This window comes from Thalassoglobus sp. JC818 (assembly GCF_040717535.1).
Classification (GTDB): domain Bacteria; phylum Planctomycetota; class Planctomycetia; order Planctomycetales; family Planctomycetaceae; genus Thalassoglobus.
In genome coordinates this window covers 695,250-712,316 of the sequence record NZ_JBFEFI010000002.1, presented here as the reverse complement: position 1 = coordinate 712,316, position 17,067 = coordinate 695,250, and the positions used below count along the sequence as shown (strand labels likewise).

At 52.6% G+C, this 17,067-nt stretch carries 11 protein-coding genes; 1 reads left to right on the top strand and 10 read right to left on the bottom strand.

Features of this window, described 5'->3' with window-relative positions:
- Positions 1-52 precede the first annotated feature (52 nt).
- Genes AB1L42_RS07210 through AB1L42_RS07200 form a run of 3 tightly spaced genes read right to left on the bottom strand, consistent with a single transcriptional unit; the run spans position 53 to position 2,001 of the window.
- Entirely contained in the window at positions 53-757 is a 705-nt protein-coding gene (locus AB1L42_RS07210) for a hypothetical protein (protein WP_367052921.1), read from the bottom strand.
- Positions 754-1,431, bottom strand: coding sequence for a hypothetical protein (locus AB1L42_RS07205; RefSeq protein ID WP_367052919.1), 678 nt, complete (start codon positions 1,429-1,431; stop codon positions 754-756). Before AB1L42_RS07205 ends, AB1L42_RS07210 begins: the two co-directional genes overlap by 4 nt.
- 21 nt (positions 1,432-1,452) lie before the next feature.
- A complete protein-coding gene (locus tag AB1L42_RS07200) occupies positions 1,453-2,001 on the bottom strand; it encodes an RNA polymerase sigma factor (protein WP_367052917.1) in 549 nt (182 codons plus the stop codon).
- 467 nt (positions 2,002-2,468) lie between these two features.
- Between AB1L42_RS07200 and AB1L42_RS07195 the strand changes: the two genes are divergently transcribed.
- Complete coding sequence (locus AB1L42_RS07195; protein ID WP_367052915.1) at positions 2,469-4,790, top strand: hypothetical protein; 2,322 nt, start codon at positions 2,469-2,471, stop codon at positions 4,788-4,790.
- A 45-nt stretch (positions 4,791-4,835) separates the two neighbouring features.
- On the opposite strand, the gene AB1L42_RS07190 is transcribed toward AB1L42_RS07195, so the two are convergent.
- The 7 genes from AB1L42_RS07190 to cutA form a co-directional block, all read right to left on the bottom strand.
- Positions 4,836-5,108, bottom strand: a complete 273-nt coding sequence (locus tag AB1L42_RS07190) for a hypothetical protein (RefSeq protein WP_367052913.1) — start codon at positions 5,106-5,108, stop codon at positions 4,836-4,838.
- Positions 5,105-6,022 (bottom strand): formylglycine-generating enzyme family protein, encoded by a 918-nt coding sequence (locus tag AB1L42_RS07185; RefSeq protein ID WP_367052911.1) that lies wholly within the window; start codon positions 6,020-6,022, stop codon positions 5,105-5,107. Before AB1L42_RS07185 ends, AB1L42_RS07190 begins: the two co-directional genes overlap by 4 nt.
- Entirely contained in the window at positions 6,019-9,510 is a 3,492-nt protein-coding gene (locus tag AB1L42_RS07180) for a mechanosensitive ion channel domain-containing protein (RefSeq protein WP_367052909.1), read from the bottom strand. The genes AB1L42_RS07185 and AB1L42_RS07180 overlap by 4 nt, the downstream gene beginning before the upstream one ends.
- Before the next feature lie 304 nt (positions 9,511-9,814).
- A complete protein-coding gene (locus AB1L42_RS07175; protein WP_367052907.1) occupies positions 9,815-11,134 on the bottom strand; it encodes a Trx7/PDZ domain-containing (seleno)protein in 1,320 nt (439 codons plus the stop codon).
- Positions 11,127-15,371, bottom strand: a complete 4,245-nt coding sequence (locus AB1L42_RS07170; protein WP_367052905.1) for a PQQ-binding-like beta-propeller repeat protein — start codon at positions 15,369-15,371, stop codon at positions 11,127-11,129. The genes AB1L42_RS07175 and AB1L42_RS07170 overlap by 8 nt, the downstream gene beginning before the upstream one ends.
- Before the next feature lie 82 nt (positions 15,372-15,453).
- Positions 15,454-16,227, bottom strand: coding sequence for a DUF480 domain-containing protein (locus AB1L42_RS07165; protein ID WP_367052903.1), 774 nt, complete (start codon positions 16,225-16,227; stop codon positions 15,454-15,456).
- A gap of 188 nt (positions 16,228-16,415) precedes the next feature.
- On the bottom strand, positions 16,416-16,736 hold the full coding sequence (gene cutA / locus AB1L42_RS07160) for a divalent-cation tolerance protein CutA (RefSeq protein WP_367052901.1): 321 nt from the start codon (positions 16,734-16,736) through the stop codon (positions 16,416-16,418).
- Positions 16,737-17,067: the final 331 nt, after the last annotated feature.

Sequence of the window (17,067 nt, the reverse complement as noted above, 5' to 3'; positions counted from 1 at the left end):
TGAATTGACTGATCAATCAAATTCCGTCGGCGTGTCTTTGTCTTGATCTGTTCTACTGTTTCTTATCCGAAGCTTTGCTCGGAGATTGAGTTGCGGCTCTCTCGGACTTGGAAGAATCTGAATCTCGCTGTGGGGAACTGCGTTGCTCCTTCACGTTTCTCTTCGCTTGGGATTCTTCACTTCGCTGCTTCGTGACCGCTCGATTTCTCGCCGATCGCAGGAGCCGATTCAGTTCGTTCTCGGCAAGCTGATCGGTGTTGTTTTGCAAGTCGGCAATCTGTTGTTCCATACGGTCGATTCGTTCCTCGAGCTTTTTCTGCTCGTGAGCAAGTTGTGTCGCTCGGACCCGGTTTCGTTTCACCAGAAGTTTACGAATCTGCTCGCGAGCTTCTTCATCCATTCCGGACATCGAGCGTGCCACGAGAAGTCGAACGCGGGAATCGATTTTCCACAGCTCAATCTCGGTCTCGTAACGATCAGGCATTCGCTCTTTGAAACGATTGAGCCGCTCGCTGCTTTCAAACAACTCGGCAATCGCTGACTCATAACGTTGAGGATCCATCTCCTTCAGCTGTGAAATCAGTTTGTGGAGCTCGCGGTGATGCTCCTTCGCGAACTCAAGAGCAACCGTTTCCTGCTGTTTCGTGAGACTTTCCTTCTTGTCCTGAGCTTGAAGCGATGTATTCAACAAGAGGACAAGCGAAAGCACCGCAGCGAAGGAAATCTGCCAGGCAATTTTGACGCAGAACGTCATCACAATGGCCCTCCCTCAGATGAAGGCTCATCGAGTTTCATGTCGTCGATCAGAGACGATGCTTCAACCGCTGCGAACATCCAATCGGGAACATCAAGTTCCGCCGACACAAATAATGGAGACGACAACAATTCGGCTTCCGCCTCAGCATCAACGTCGTCAATGAATTCGACTTGCTCTTCCGCGCTCAATTGGGCCCAGACGTCGATGGCGTTCACGTCGTCACTGGTTACCAGTTGGTCGCGAAGCGAGCGCTCTGAATCTTGCCCCTGGAACGCTGACCCCGCTCCCCAAATCAGAACTCCCATCACACAGCTGGTCACAACAACGGCGAGCGTACGGCTGAGTTCCCAACGCGAGGACCGATCCTTCGTCCCGGGTGTCGTGACAGATCTCAATGAGACGGATGACCGTGAAACGGCTGCCGGTCGAACACTGGCCTCTTGAACTGTTTGTGTTGCACGCGACCGATGGTTCAGCGCTTGAACTCGCGAGCTTTCAGCAGAGATACGGTGACATGCTGCTTCGAGGAGAACCTGATCGACGAACGCTTCCTGTGCTGAATGGTTCGTCGTCAACAACGCTTCGAATGATCGTCGCTCTGCTTCCGACATGTCATCGCACAGATAGCGATGAGCATCGAGCAGAAAGTCATCTTGTTCAAGAAAAGGGTTCATGCGAGTTCGTTCGTTATCCAATCAACTATGTCTCGATGCGTCGAGACTCTCGTATTCTTTCAATCGTTCGTGCAGCAGTTTTAGGGCTGTCTGCATTTGAGAGAGGACTGTTCCCAGCGGCAATTCGCACTCATCCGCGATCTGCTGAAAGGTCTGCTCTCGATAAATTCGGCGTTCCACAATGTTCTGATATTTCTCTGGCAGAGTCTCAATCGCTGCCTTCACACTACTGACTCGCTCATCGGTGAGAATTTGATCGAAGGGTTGACCCTCGTCCCGCGCTGACAGCGTCTTACCGACCGCGGAATAGGCTCGCTTCTGGGTCTCCCGCCGTCGACGGAGTTGCATCGCTTCGTTAAAAGCGACTTGGAACAACCACGCTTTCTCCGCCCCCGCTTGGACGACTCCCCCTTCGGTCAAGGCTTTCTCAAATGTCATCTGAAGTGCTTCCTCTGCAACCGCAGAGTCACGAAGCAACCCCACCAGAAACACGCGAATCCGGGGCGAAAACTCCGTGTACCAAGACGTCAACAACGCCGAATCAAGTTGTTTTGACTCATTGGAATGCACGAACAAAGACCTTCATCACCCAGTAAGATGAATTCACATCGATGATTATTGAAACAATCTCCCACTTTTCCGTCGAGGCTGCACACGATTGCGTCGTAAACAGCTACTGCAAAACCACTTAAAACCTCCCGAAAAGAATGCAAATTGTCTAACCCGAGTCCAACTCCGCTCCATCAGCAAGACAATTTCCTCCGGTTTGTGCGATCGTTGGAACCGTTTCACTTTGCCTCAGTTGAACATTCCGAACATTGCAGCCGTTCCATTCAAATGGAACAAAAGTACTGGAATTAATGACGATGTGGCGGAAAGATGGAGTCGATAAGCGCGAGAGAGCAACTTGCAACTGCCTGTCCGTAATCCCGCGAGAAACCGACTTTGAGTCATTCGCTCGCCAGCACAGGGACGAGAATTCGGACAGGGTTCTGCTTAAGAGACGTGACACTTTCCACTCGTGAGGTCCAGCCACAATGTTCAGCATTCAAGTCCGAACATGCCTGCCAGTCATCGCGTGCTTGATCGGACTTTTCGGCAGCTCCATCAATGCAGATGAAGTCACACTCAAAAATGGAATTCGACTGAGCGGAACTGCCGTTCAGGTCCCCGGGCTGAACACTGCCACCATCGCAAGAAATACGACCATCGTCGGACGCATCGACGCATACTGGATGGTCGATGACGGAGTCCGCCGCTTCTTCGTTCATCGGAAGAATATCGAAGGCGACGTCCTCGAAGATGATGATCTCGCCCGGCTGGTCACTTTCGACATTCCGCAAAAGCGTTCCTCTCGCAGAACCGGTCCATCGCTGGTCGGCGGATTCACAAGCATCGAACCATTCGATCGATCCGGTTGGCGGACGGTCATTCTGCAATCGTCGGATCGAAGCGTACCGATCGTTCAGGGCATCACACAGCTGCGACCTGATTACGTCAAAGTTGAGGGACTGACGCACCAATGGGAGTACTGCCTCGACACGAAAACAATTCCGTCGGAGGTCGTCCAATCCTTGATCGAACAGGTTTCCGATCCGACCGACGTCCGTGATCGGAAAGCGATCGTCACTTTCTACGCCCAAGGACGAATGTTCGGACAAGCGAAACAGGCACTCTCCGACATCGCAGCCGATTTTCCCGACGAGCAGGACTGGGCTGAGACGACTCAAACCTATCTCGAAGAATCCCTCGCTCAAGCAGCGATCAACGAGCTCGATCGTCGCCGGGAAGCCGGCCAGCATCGACTTGCTTATTCGATTGCCCAAACGGTTTCGCAAGACCGCGTGAGCGCCAGCGTGTACCGAAAGTCTCAGGATGTGGTCCGGGAGTATGAACTGGCGATTCGCGATCGAGATCAAGTCGTGATCATGCTGGACATGCTGCAAGCTGAGATTGAAGACGAACAGGCCGCCGCCCTTCGTCCGCTGAAGTCACAACTCATCGATGAACTGCACTACGACACCATCGATCGGCTCACTCCCTTCCTTCGAGCGACTCAAGACGAAACGCTCACCCCCGATCAGAAACTGGCCCTGGCTTATTCCGGATGGGTGATCGGAGAGTCCAATGCGGTCGTCGATCTTGAAGAAGCAATCTCGCTGTGGAAAGCTCGATTCATAGTGCTGGAAATCCTCAGAAACACAAACGATCCCGTTCAGGATGATCATCTCGTCGAACAGCTTCAGTCACTTGAGTATGTCGGCATCGATCGACTGACGACGATGCTTTCGCTGCTCCCTCCTCCGCTTGAACCGCCAGTTGTTCAGCCCGGCGTAGTCACACAGCAGGTCATCAACAATCCTGAATCGACAGAGCCCGAAACTTACTCCGTCATCCTCCCTCCGGAGTATTCGCGAAACAGCCGTTACCCGCTGCTCGTGGTTCTGCGGAGTGCGGGGAGAACGTGTGAAGACGAAATCCACTGGTGGGCAGGCGATGGTCAGAACACCGGATGGGCTCAACGACGCGGATATATCGTCATCGCCCCAGAATATGCTGAAGAATCGGAAACCGTATACGATGGAAATACTCGGTCACACCAAACGGTGCTGAACGCGATCAATGACATCCGAAAGCGCTGCCGCATCGACTCCGACAGAATTTTCCTGGCCGGTCATGGCATGGGAGGAGATCTTTGCTTCGATCTCGGAATGTCTCAGCCCGACTGGTTCGCAGGCATCGTGCCGATCACCGGTCAGTGCAGTCGAATCTGCAACTACTACGACGAAAACGCTCCTCACACCAGCTGGTACATCGTGAGTGGAGAACGTGATCGAAACACACTCGACGCGAACGCGATTCCGTTGAACAGCATGATGTCGCGCGGGCATGACGTCACCTACTGTGACTACAAAGCTCGCGGTTACGAGTCGTACGGTGAAGAGCAGGAGCGTATCTTCGAGTGGATGCAATTCACGCGAAGACCAGCACTGAGCGAATTATCAGAGTGGGAAGCTTCCAGCCTGAGAAGTTCCGAGAATCAATTCTATTGGGTCGAAGCACGCGGAATGAAAGACGAACTCTTTCCGGAAGATATCTGGTCCAGTCCGCGTCCAAAAGTTTTTTCCGGTCGCGTTTCACCCGGCGGCACGATTTACGTCAACGTTCCAGCACATGGAGCGACAGTCTGGCTGTCTCCTGACGTTTTCGATTTCAGTCAGCGCTGCGAAATCCGGCTCAACTCCCGCTCTCGCCCTGCTTATCGCGACTTCGTGAAACCATCAATCCGCACCATGCTGGAAGGCTTCCGCGCACACGGCGACACGAATCGTCTCTATTGGGCACGCATCGAAATCTGAAACAGCGAGACGTCTACGTGCTAAACATCTTCAGAACGTAAACTGTCAAAACATAAACAGCATCGCGGAAATCGTCGCGATCACTCCCGCAATTCCCAGAACGATATACCAAGCAGGTTTTCGAGCGAGTCGAGGCGCTGTGTCGATTTGGAATTCCCCGCACACCGGACAAACATCTGCATCGATGTAGATCGGACTGCCGCATCCGGTGCATGGAACTGTCAGTTCATCATCAGCAGAATCCTCAGCCCATTCTCCCTCTGAGAATTCATCTGAGTAAGAGCCTTCGAAGTCTTCCTCGTCCGGACTCCAATTCATCTCGCACGTGCCTCGACCAGAACGCAGCGGAATCCGACAGCATCATCGCCCCCAGCTTTAGGAAACGGCTTCCTCGTCTTCAGCCTCAGCAGCGAATAGGGATCTTTCCAGGAGCCACCCCGAATCGTGACTTCCGTCGAAGTGCTGGAACGAAAGAGGCCATCCTGGGTCGTTCGACCTCCGGGAAAGTCGGGCGTCCAATCGTCGAGACAATATTCCCACAGATATCCATGGATGTCATAAAGCCCGAAAAGATTCGGTTTCAGCACACCCACAGCAGGGTCATTTCCCGCCGCGTTTCCGGTGTGCCACGCATAGTCATCGAGCCTGCTCGCTTGGGTTCCCTGATCCCCATCCAATCGCGGATTGTCACCAAAGCTGTAAGCCGTATTTGTGCCTCCCTTGGCACAATAGAGCCATTCCGTTTCAGTCGGCAGGCGGACGACCTGTGTCTCCCCGATCAGATTTTCCTCGCGGAGAATACTCGTCAATCGCGTGCAGAACTCGACAGCATCCTCGTGTGATATTCGTTCCGCAGAGTTTCTTGGTCCCTTCCAGCGACTTGGATTCTCTCCCATCACAGCTTCGTAGAGATCCTGGTAAACCTCATATTTGGAAATCTGAAACGGATTCGTAAACGGGATCACAATTGTCTGAGGATCTTTCGAATCATCTTGAGCAAGACTCTCCACTTTCAATGAGTCGGGGAATCCTTCCTCACCGGGACGAACAGAGACGAACTCGGAGAGAAATGTTTCGAACAAAGCTCGCTGCTTTGACGTACGTTCTTCTCCCCAAGCTTGACCGCGACTTGTTGTGATAAGAGCGATCAGCAAGCACACCACAGCCCATCGCCTCGTGGCCAAGGCCATCGCATCCTCCCCACGAGAATTCGCAATCAGTGCATTTTTCATGATGCTTCCCCGTTCGATTCCGGATCGTCCACCACCTCGACACCCGATCTTGGAACTGATGCTGGAACTTCAATCGCCTGAGGCAATCGATTTTCGATCGGAAGATTGACCGTAGACCGAACGTGCAGATCGCGTTGTGGGAACGGAATCTCGATTCCTTCCTTGGCGAACTCATTATTGATTGCTACATGCAACTCATGAATCGTCAGCAGACGAAACTCAAGATTCGGCAGAAAACCTCTCAACGTGAAGTTCAACGAACTGTCAGCGAAGCGGTCCATCACGCACACGGGCGGCGGTTCTCGAAGAAGTCGCGGATGGTTCTCGGCACACTTCAGAATAATCCGTTGGACGAGTTCGGGATCGGAGCCGTACGCAACCCCGACTTCAATCACGATTCGATTAGTCGAGTCGGTCAACGTCCAGTTCAACAATTTCCCGGTGATAAACTCGCGGTTCGGGACGATGTATTCCTTCCGATCCCAGTCAGTGATCGTCGTCGCACGAATTCGAATCTTGGTCACCGATCCGGAAATTTGATCGATGGTTACGATGTCACCCAGTCGAACCGGTTGTTCGAACAGAATGATCAAACCTGAAACGAAATTGGCAAAAATTTCCTGCAAACCGAAGCCGAGACCGAACGTCAAAGCTGCCGCCAGCCATTGGACTTTTTCCCAACCGATATCAAGTTGAGCACTGACGAGAAGGACCCCGAAAATGGCAATCAAGTACTGCGTAATGGCCCCGATCGCATAGCGACTCGACTTCTCGAGCGGTAACCATTCGAGCAGAGTGATCTCCAGCAAACCGGGAACGTTCTTCGCCGCAGTCGCTGCCAATGCAGCAATGAATAGCGCAGACACAAGACTCGGCAGCCCGAGTTCGGTCCCCGGGAGAGTCCACTGATCGAAGTACTGAAGCGCTGGTAAGACATCGCTCCAAATGTTCCAGATGATGAAGATCGACATGATCGTCAACGTCGTGTTCAACAGTCTGCGAGTCTGCGAGCTGACTTCCGCAAGATTCGATTTCTGCTCCTCCGTCTCTGGAGCGACCGAAGCTCCAGCCTCTTCCAATTTCGTTTTTGCAGCTCGACGTAACCGAGATTCTTCCAGAGCCAGACGACGCTGCCGGAGAGCCAACCACCGGAACATGATTGCCCGTGAGAACACGACAAAGAAGAAGACCGCGATCGTCTCCAGAAGATCCATCGTGATGCGGTGCGTCGCGTAATAAAACCCCATCGCAGTCAACAACGACATACCGATCGGAAACGCGATAGCGAGAACGTGAAAGATCCGCAGGAACCGATCCAACCATCCATCTGAAGATGGCTGCGACCACATCGTGGCGATTCCGTTGTGCGGATTCGTCAATCGATACAGCTTCGCCGCCAAGATTAAATACGCGCCGATCGTGATCAACCGAACAATTGTTTCCGTATCACCCACGGTTTTCCAGGCATCAAGGATCGCGATGACCACAGTCAACGGAACGACGAAGAAGATCAGCTCGTTCGTCTGCCAGTTCAAGACTTTGCAGGCATCTTTGGACCAGCCGAAGTGAGAGATGCCCAGCCCGGATGGCCGACTGACGTTTCGAACAAACTCTAAAAACGTGACGATACTGCCAACGATAATGAGGTTTTTTCCGAGCGTCGCAAATTGATGCAGCGCCTGCGGGTTGGAATCGATGACGAAAGCATTCGAAAGCCGCCAGCCCAGAAACAGAAACGGAGCCCCCACTACCGCAGACTTACTGAGTGTCATCAGCAACGATTGAATGGTCGGCTTCATCGACAGATTGAGTCGACTCGCTGCTTTCTTTCCAGTTTGCAGAATGCGTTCAGTTTGTCGGCGTCGTGTGAAAAGTAGAACTACCCACAGCAAGAGTGCGACGAAGTAGAGCGTGGGGTTCTTCTGAAAATCACCTCGAATCTGATCGAAGAAGGCCAACCAGTTTCCTCGATCGGCCAACACATGCAGACTCGCGACATCTGATGTCAGACCTCTGAGAGTGATTGGATCGTGGCTGCGAATCCACAAGACACGCTCGTCGATATATTCCGCAAACTGTTCACTCAGATTCGCGAACGAGTTCTGGGCTGCATCGTAGCTTTCGAGACTGTCGATTTTCTTATCGAATGCGACAATCACCGCGTTGAGGGCATCACGTTGGTCGAGAAATGCGGTGCGAATCTCTTTCGCAATTGCCTCTCGCTCATCTGTGTCGAGATTGTCGTTGGCTGGCACTTTTCCCAGAATCGCGTTGATCTCGTCTTCAACTTCGTCCAGCTTATTCCGTTCTTCGCGGTAGTCGAAGAAGTCGAGATACGCTTCTTCGTAGTCTTCATTGCGCAGGAGTGCTTCACTACGAAGAACACTCGGAGAAGGGAGCAACGAGCGCTGCTGGCGAAGTCGAATTCCAAAGCTTTGGCTTGTTCCGGTTCGGTCTTCACGACTTTGAAGCTGCTCAAATTCCTCTTTCAGCGAAGAAATTTGTTGATCGACTTCGGTCAATTCGCGTTCAACTTCCTGCTGGCTGGTCTGAACTTCCAGTTCGGTCTCAATGATCGCTGCCGTACGGAAATAGACGTCAGCCAGGGCGATACTCCACGGTTCGTCGGCTTCTTTCGCTGCGTTCGCCTGTTCCTTGGCGAGATTGAGCCGGTTCCGCGCATTGGAACGCCGTGCTCGATTGACCTGCTGGGAAAACTTGGTCACTTCCGCTTTCAGAATTTCGACGCGCAACAACTCTTTCTGCTGTTCGAGCCGAAGCAGGTTGTTCGCTTCTTCTGCATTGCTTAACGCCAACTCTTCCTGCAGGGCAGTCGGTTCAGCGTCCAGTTTCTGCCGAGCTGCAAGGAGCGCGAGATACTTGGACATCTCGGTGAGATTGGACTGATCCACCTCTGCAAAACGGCTCAGTTCGGTCTGGAGTTCGGTTCGCTCCGTCGGGATGGCGACGAGTCGATCTTTGATGGTTCGCTGTCGCTGAGTCCGGTCATCGATCGCCGCTTTTAACTTGTCGATGCGTGACTGAACCTGAACCAGTTCGCTGTTCTTGACCGCAAGGGCCTGTTCCAACTCGGGAAGCTCCAGAGTGTCGCTGGGCGTCTCGGGAGACAACTTCTGCGCGCGTTCAAGCTCAGCCTGAAGATTCGCTCGTCGTTCAGGAATACTCTCCAGCGAATCCTTGGCGAGCTTTTCTCTCGCTGCAAAATCTTTAGCAGCAGCCAGACTCAGCGTTGCTTTGTCCAGATTCTCCAGAGCCGATTTTTTCTGCTCTTCCGTCAGATCGGCAGAACCTTCGATCCGACTGCGGAGCGCGTCGATCATCTCGCGAGAGACCGACATCCCGGACGGATCCTGGACTCCACTCGGAGGAACCGGAGTATCGTTCGGCTGAGCCAGGACTGTGGAAAAAGAAATGGTCCACCAAAAGGTGAAGGCACAACACCATTTGGCAATCCGTAGCAACTGCATGGAATAACTCATCCGTGATCAATGGGAAGTAACACGCCACACACGTTCAGCAATCACCGTGTCTCAGAATCCATGAGAACTTGGGAATGTTCGATTCTCCGCAAGAGGTGAATCAACACACCGCTGACGTGTTCGTGCGCGTTTGTGAAATCCGTTCTAAAAAAATGCAAACAGTCCGGGAACCGGAATCGTCGTCGAAATCGTTCAACAATTCCAATTCCAGCTTTCAGACTGCTTCAGTTTATGGCAATGCCGACCTGCCGCAACGTTCGATCCCTCTCATCCGCGACCGATCCGCGCATTCTTATTCAACCAGTTCCACTTCAACGTCAATTCGTTTTCCGTTGCGGAGAACAGTCAGAGGCACGGTATCGCCGACACTGTAGTTGAGTTTCAAAGCGAGCTGCCACTCTGGAGTCGTCAATGGCAGCGGTTTGCCATCCATCGCGATGATGAAATCGCCGACGTGGACGCCAGCTTTTTTGACTGCCTTTCCTCCAGCAGTCGTTCCGTTGATGAATTTGACTTCAAGCAGCCCTTCATTTTCCGGAATACCAAAATCAGAACGCGCAGAGTCTTCAGCCGGTGGAGCCCAGGTTCGAATGTTCGGTGAAACGGAATACAGCGATCCACGCCACGAAGGATTTGTTTTCTTCCACCCCTTCTTAAGAGACAACTGGTGATCGCCTGAACGACTTCCGGTCACTGTCAGACTGACATCTTCATTCGGGAGTTGATGGAGAACGAACTGCATGTCAGCGATCGAAGTGATGACCTGACCTTCAATCGCTTCAATCTCTTCCCCGGCGACCAGCCCACTTTCGGCAGCTGGAGTCCCTTCAGCAATCGACTCAATCCGACGACCGTCATCACGCACAATCGACAGGCCGATATTTTGCGGAAGCGGATATCTCCACAATCGATCATTGTTGAACGTTCCCTCTCGCTGCGCAGCACGGTTCTCTGCATCGTGGATCATGTGACAATGAATGCAGTTCTGCCGAGTCGTGAGCCCCTCGAGCGTTGCTGCGTGATCCATCCCGGGGAGCTGAAGTGCTGACCGTGTTTCCTTCTTGGGACCGCGTTTTTCAACAAGCAGCTCACGGTTTTCGGGATAGTTCTTATGAAGCTCAAGCACTCGCTCCATCGTTTTCTTCAAACCGGCAATCGAGTTGTAAGCATCAGCCCCTTCTTCGCTCTGTGTTCCGTATCGAGCGTAAACCGTTCCGTCAGCGTTGATGAACATCGCTGCCCAGTTGAGATCGTAGTCAAACTGAAACTGATCCAGATCGACTGTCTTCATCTCGACCTGTCGAACGGGGATGAAGTGTTCACGTGCGAACTCAGCAATCACTTCGCTCCCTTGTGCCACCTCAGCGTCGAACCCAGCACAGTCGCGACACGGAACACATCGAAACGTGACAAATATTGGCTTGTCTTCTTTCTGAGCTTCTTCTCGAGCACTTGCAATGTCGTTATACGTCCAAAGATCGACAACGTTGCGTGCGTGCTCATCATTGATTCGATCAAGCAAGTCCGGAACACCGTCTTCCGCAACACTGACACTTGCCACAAGACAAAGAGATGCCGCCATCGCGAGACATCTTCGACTAAGTTCATTCATTAGGAGACTCCGTGTTGGGATTTGAAGACGTCGCATCCTGAGACTCTTCAGGATTCGAATAGTCCAGAGCGACGGCGGATGTGCGTGTTCGTAAGACAACTTCTTCTGCCTCAAGATTACCAGACAGATGGTAAGAAGGAACCGGATTCAAACTCTCATCGGTATGAAGCAACTCCCCGGAGCGGCGATCGTAAACACAGACGCGACTCATTGGGACCTGCTGGTCCATCGCGTCCTCGGGAAATCGTGATTCTGCCGTGACAAACACCGGTAAGTCGACAGGCTGATCGAGAGGAAACACCGTGTTTTCAAGCGGACGAATCCATGCAGGTTGGCCGTCTTGCCGTTCAAACAGAATCGCAATCCCGTTGACCAACTCTTTACGAAAACCTTTTCTCGTTTGTGGTGCATTCACCAAACTAGGATCACTGACTGCTTCGGAGAAAATCACGAGACAATCATTCTGACCGACGCTGCAGACAATTCGCTCGATATCTCGATCTGCGAGCTCGTCAATCTCCTCAGCAAAGAACAACTCACCCGTCTCCACGTTAAAGATTTCGACTTGCCCCTCTTCACCGAGGACTCCAAATCGGTCGCGATCGAACTCAAAAGGAATTGAAGACGTTGGAAACTGCTTGACCCACACCGGCTCATCAGTCGCCAGGTCCATCCAGCGTAATTCCAACTGACGCCCTTCACTCGAAGCAATATCTCGCTGCTGAAGTTCGAATCTCCCGAGACCATACAGCGGAGTCACGTCATCAGATTTGAGGAGTTTTTCTCCAACCTGACTTCCGTCGATCGCTGAGAGAATTTGGAGCTTCTTTTCCGAGGGACTTCGGACAATCACCCACTGATCGTCGCCGACACATTTTGCCCGCTTCGGAAGATCATAACGCCGCCAAAGTTCTTCGCCGGTCAATGGATCAAATGCAACTAGCATGCCCTTTTGTTGAATGCAGAAGTACCCCGGTCTGACCGGACCAACACTGGCAGCCTGATGCCCGAATTCGTTCAATCGTTCGTCAGTCGGCGATGGAAATCCCGATGTCGATTCCATGGGATGCGTCACGAATGAGAGCAGATAATTCGATCGATCACCGAGCGTATCAATCGTTTGTCCGCCAAGTGGCCACAACTGACGCGAGTTCGGATTTCCCTGAGCATCAAACGGGGAAAACCCCATGACCTCGCTGCCAACCTGCATGACAAGAAGTTTTCCCAGCGCCCACGCCCGTACAAGTCCTGGTTCGTATCGCAAACCTCGAACAGTTGGCGGCAGATAGGCGTTCCAGGGACGCGACCACTGACTCCCCGAGAACTGCAATCCGCGATGCCCGGGCACATCGATCCAGACGTTCCAGTCCGTCGCCACGCGCCCACACGCATCCGAAACGGTAATCGGCAGAAAATTGACGAGACTTCTACCCGAAGCTTGAATCCTTTTTCGAGGAGAACGTAACGGCCACGTATCCGAAGGCTCACTTTCTTCAGAATCCGTCGCTTCGACGGTACATGCCTCAAACTCAAGCTGAAGCAACCGTTCTTCGATCGAATTTTCCAGCAGTTGTCGCTCCAGAATGCTTTCCGAATCGACCAGATCCAACCACGGTGTTCTAGCTAGAATTCGCTGAAGCTTTCGGCTTTGTTCCGGATCATCGAACTGCAAAGTTGTCACGACCGACTTCATCAGTTGATCGAGCTGAGTTCGATCGTCAGAAGACAAACGATGAGCCAAAGTCAGCAGCTGACCAGCAAACCAACGATCAACACGCACACGCCGGTTTTTCGCCTGCCAATACCCTTTCGTTGGAAGTTCTCCAGAGAGAGTCTCTATCAAGAGCGATTCGAGCTGCGACCAGTCACTCCTTCGCAGCAGTTCCGTCAACTCTGTCGCAAAGCAGGCCGCCCGCAAATCCATCGGAAGGTTAGATGAGCGAAGTTGATCGCGGGCAGCAGTTCTAAGTTCCTCGTTCTGGCTTTCAATGGAGACCCTCTGAAGATGCTGAATCAGCAGCCCCAATTTGTCATCATCAAGATCGGAAGCGTGCAGCTCTTCGCTCAGTAGTGAACCCATCCGATCATATTCTCCTAACTCGAGTGCGAGGAGAGCCTGATCGATCCCGGTGTTCTCAGTCGGAAAAGACTGCTCTTGCTCGAAGCCCTCGGCGGATTGAAACTTGGCAATTCGATCGAATGAAATCTCGTAAACGGATTCGCCATCTTGAAAGAAGTTCCGCAGCTTGGGAGCCGATGCGTGAGTCTTCGAAATGAGTGGAGCTGACCAGTTCAATGCCGACGTCGCTTGCTCACCGGTTCGTCTCTTGATCCGAGTCCAGCCCAATGAACTATCCGGCACCAGTAGGAATTCCTGATCACGAATTCCGAACCCAGCCGGGAATCCCATCGACGAATCCCACGAAAGGTGACCTGTCTCGGTGTCATAACATCGAGCTGAGTCTTTCCCGATGACGACCACACCGGAATCGTCGCCGACGTCAGCGACATACAAACCGTCACCACGCGGACTCGACCACCGCTGCTCTCCTGAGTTCGGATTCAAGCAATGCAACAATTCCGATTCTGGGCTGCAAAGAATGAGCGAGTTTGCATCCGTGACTACCTGAACTTGTTGCCATCCGGCCCACCACTGGAACCCGGTCAGCCCAAACTCAGGACCATAGAAATCGGGCCCAATCGAAGGAACATCCGACCGCGGATATCGATACATCCAGTCGACGTTCCAGTTGGCCAGATTCACAGCGACCAGAGCCCCCGCCCCGGTTGGGCAGAATGCTGTCGCCCCGCGAATCACAATCGGACAAGCCAGATTCTGACGTCGCCAGTCCTCGTCATTCTTGCGATGCACTGCCCCGCTCTCCATGGCGGATAAGTCGATCGGCCTCATCGGCTTGCACAGCGTGAGACTCCGCTGCAGTTCGCCAGTTTGCTTATCGAGAGCAACTAACACGAAAGACGATTCCTCGCTTCGCTCAATCAGAACAAGAATGGATTCCCCGAAAACGACGGGCGGGCTGCAAGCGTAGTCCAGATCGGTGAACAACTCTCGATTCACCCAATTCTCTTCACCGGTATGGACGTCGAGATTCGAGATTTGAAAACGCCCCTCATCACTTTGACCGGGACGAGAAGAAGCTTCCAACGGAACTGCTTCGACACAGAATAAGCTCTCACCGTCGACGAGCAGATGTGAAAAGAGCGACTCACCAAACAAACGACTCAGGACACTTCGCACGAGTGTATCCGACCGCTGATTTCGGAGTCCTGTTTGTTCTTCGAGAAACGGCCGCGCCGAGAATGTTTCGGACTCCCGTGTCCAGATAACGCTTCCATCTTCTGTATCGATGCCAATCAAACCTGAAGGAACTGACACGACCATCAGGTTCTCAGCAAACGCTGCCCGCCAGGAAGCCATTGGCGTCAAACCGTTTTCCCGCAAGTCTCGCAGCCCGAACCTTTCGACATCTTTCACAGCTTGAGAGTGCTCGAGCGGAAGTTCCCAAACTGGAGCAGAAACCACTGGCACCGAAATCCCAGAGCCCTCGCCACTCAGTTCGCGATCGGATCGACCATCGCTTGAAGCAGCTGCAAGCCGTTGGATCATTGCATCACTGAGTCGTATCAGTGAACTCGAAGCTCGGCCTGAACTGACTGCTTCCGTCAGAACGGTGCTCGCTGCGAAGAAATCTCCCTGATCGAACATCACGGCAGCAACTTCTCGAACTGCTGCGTCGCAAGCAGCTGTCTGCGGAAATCGAACGAGCACGGATCTTAATTCGGTGATGTCCGACTTTGTCCGGGCGGACTTCAATGCAGCATCTGCTGTCGGCCCCGCAATCCTTCGATACGATTCCAGAACTTCCGACGGAGACGATTTGAGAAGCTGCAGCGCAGATAAACTTGAGTCTTTGAGAACTCCATTGCTCAAAACGACTGCGGATTGTTCACGTTGAAGAACGGAGGCCAGGACCGATGCAGCCGACGGATAATCCCCAGCCTGAATCGAACTTCTCACTTGACCGAAAAGCCGCTCGAGATCCCGATCACGCGGGATCACCGCTGAGAAGGAAAGGTTCACATCCTCATCGTCAGCGAGCTTCTCAACTTCTGCATTCTGATTCGTTGGGACTTGAGCCCCAACATTCGTTGCGAATACAGCAAGACTCAACAACGGAAGCAACAAGACAAATGATCGCAGAGCGTGCAAACTCACGACAGAATCGCAACTTGGACCTCGCCGAAATAGGAAGCTCGGGCGTTTCCTCAAAGTTGCAATTCTGTGATTTTGAAGCAAATCAAACTCCCAAGGCGTTTCGCAACTGGGCGAGTTCATCCTGCACAATTTCCATCGACGCTTTCAGTTCTTCGACTTCGCTCTTCAGCGACTCTACAGTGGCTTGCAGAGCGACTGTTTCAGGTCCCGAAGCCACGTTTTCCGATCGACGAGGCATTGCAGATGCAGCAGGCGAAGCGGAAGTCTCTACTGTCTCTGGAGCGGAAGCCTCAAAAGTCGGAGCTTGTTCTGAAGCGGGGTAGAGGTTGTGGTCGACTTCGATTCCACGCCGTTCGAGCGGTCCATTCGAGCGGACATATCCCTGTTCAACGAGGCTCGTCAATTCACTTCGAAGCTGATCGAGGGACTCGATACTGACCATTCTACTGGCTCTTGAGCGAAGTTCACCGAGCTGTTGCTTTCCGCGGAGCATAAGCTCGGTCATGATCGCCAGTTGCGGTTCGGTGAACGGATACCGCTTGCGAACATAGTGTCGAAACCGTTCCGTCCGACCCGACTCGGTATGCACCACTGCAATTAGACCGAGTTCGCGAAGTTGATCGAGCAAATCCCAGACAGCGTTTTCGGAGTAGTTCGTCACCGGATCGCGGTTGCTCTTCTGATTCGCTCCACTGGTTGCAGCTTTCAAAGTCAGTGGATACTGATCCGGCGTCGTCAGTGCTTTCTCGACCAGAACTCCCAGGACGCGTCGTTGCCCCTTTGTCAGTTCTCGAACCGGTTCGGCGTTCTCGTCGAGAGTGTTTTCGTAGTCTGTATCCATACGGAGAGATCCCATCCTGTCGGCTTCACAACACAACCTTGCGTCCGAAACCCTGTCTCCGATTAAATCAATGGAAGGGACGACGAACGCTCAACGACACATTCTTCACCCGACAAAGCTATCAGGTTCGAGAGGTACGGTCAAAATCCGGGAAGGGTCAGATAAGTGAATTTTGACGAGACCCAGACCACGATTTGAGACCCTCAACCGCCGTCAACTTGATCTTCGATCCACTTCAGATATTCCGGATCTCCTCCCACCGCAGAATAAGCCACGATGCAGGGAAGATCGTACGAGTGCAGTTCCCGGACTCTGGAACTCAATTGGGGAACCTTGGAATCAGACGTTTTCAGGAGCAACAAGACTTCGTCATCAACCTGAACTGCGCCTTCCCACTTGTACACCGAAACGGCTCCCGGTATGACATTTCCGCACGCCGCAAGACCTTCTTCAACAGCGACTTGCGCAATTGAAAGAGCTTCCTCGCGAGACGACGTCGTAACGTAGACCAGCACAGCAGTCACGAGCTTTTCTGCCTTTCAAAAAGGATCTCACTGGAGTCTTGAAATAAGAGACCAAAGCCATTAACGTGCGGGACTTTCCATACATCTTGGAAAATCCGTGTGAACGTCTGGCCACAATTTGCTGACGCAGCAATATGGTAACATCACGTTTCACCTGAAATCCATGCTGAAGATGCCGGTGAGGCTGTACTGACACTCTCTCGCATAAATGGATCAGGGAATCTGCCGTTTTCAGTGGTTCAATCTTAGTGGTTTAATCACTGGAACAGCCCAGAAGTTCACCACGCAAAGAATATTGACTGACATCTCTTTGTCGGATTCGCATCGAAGC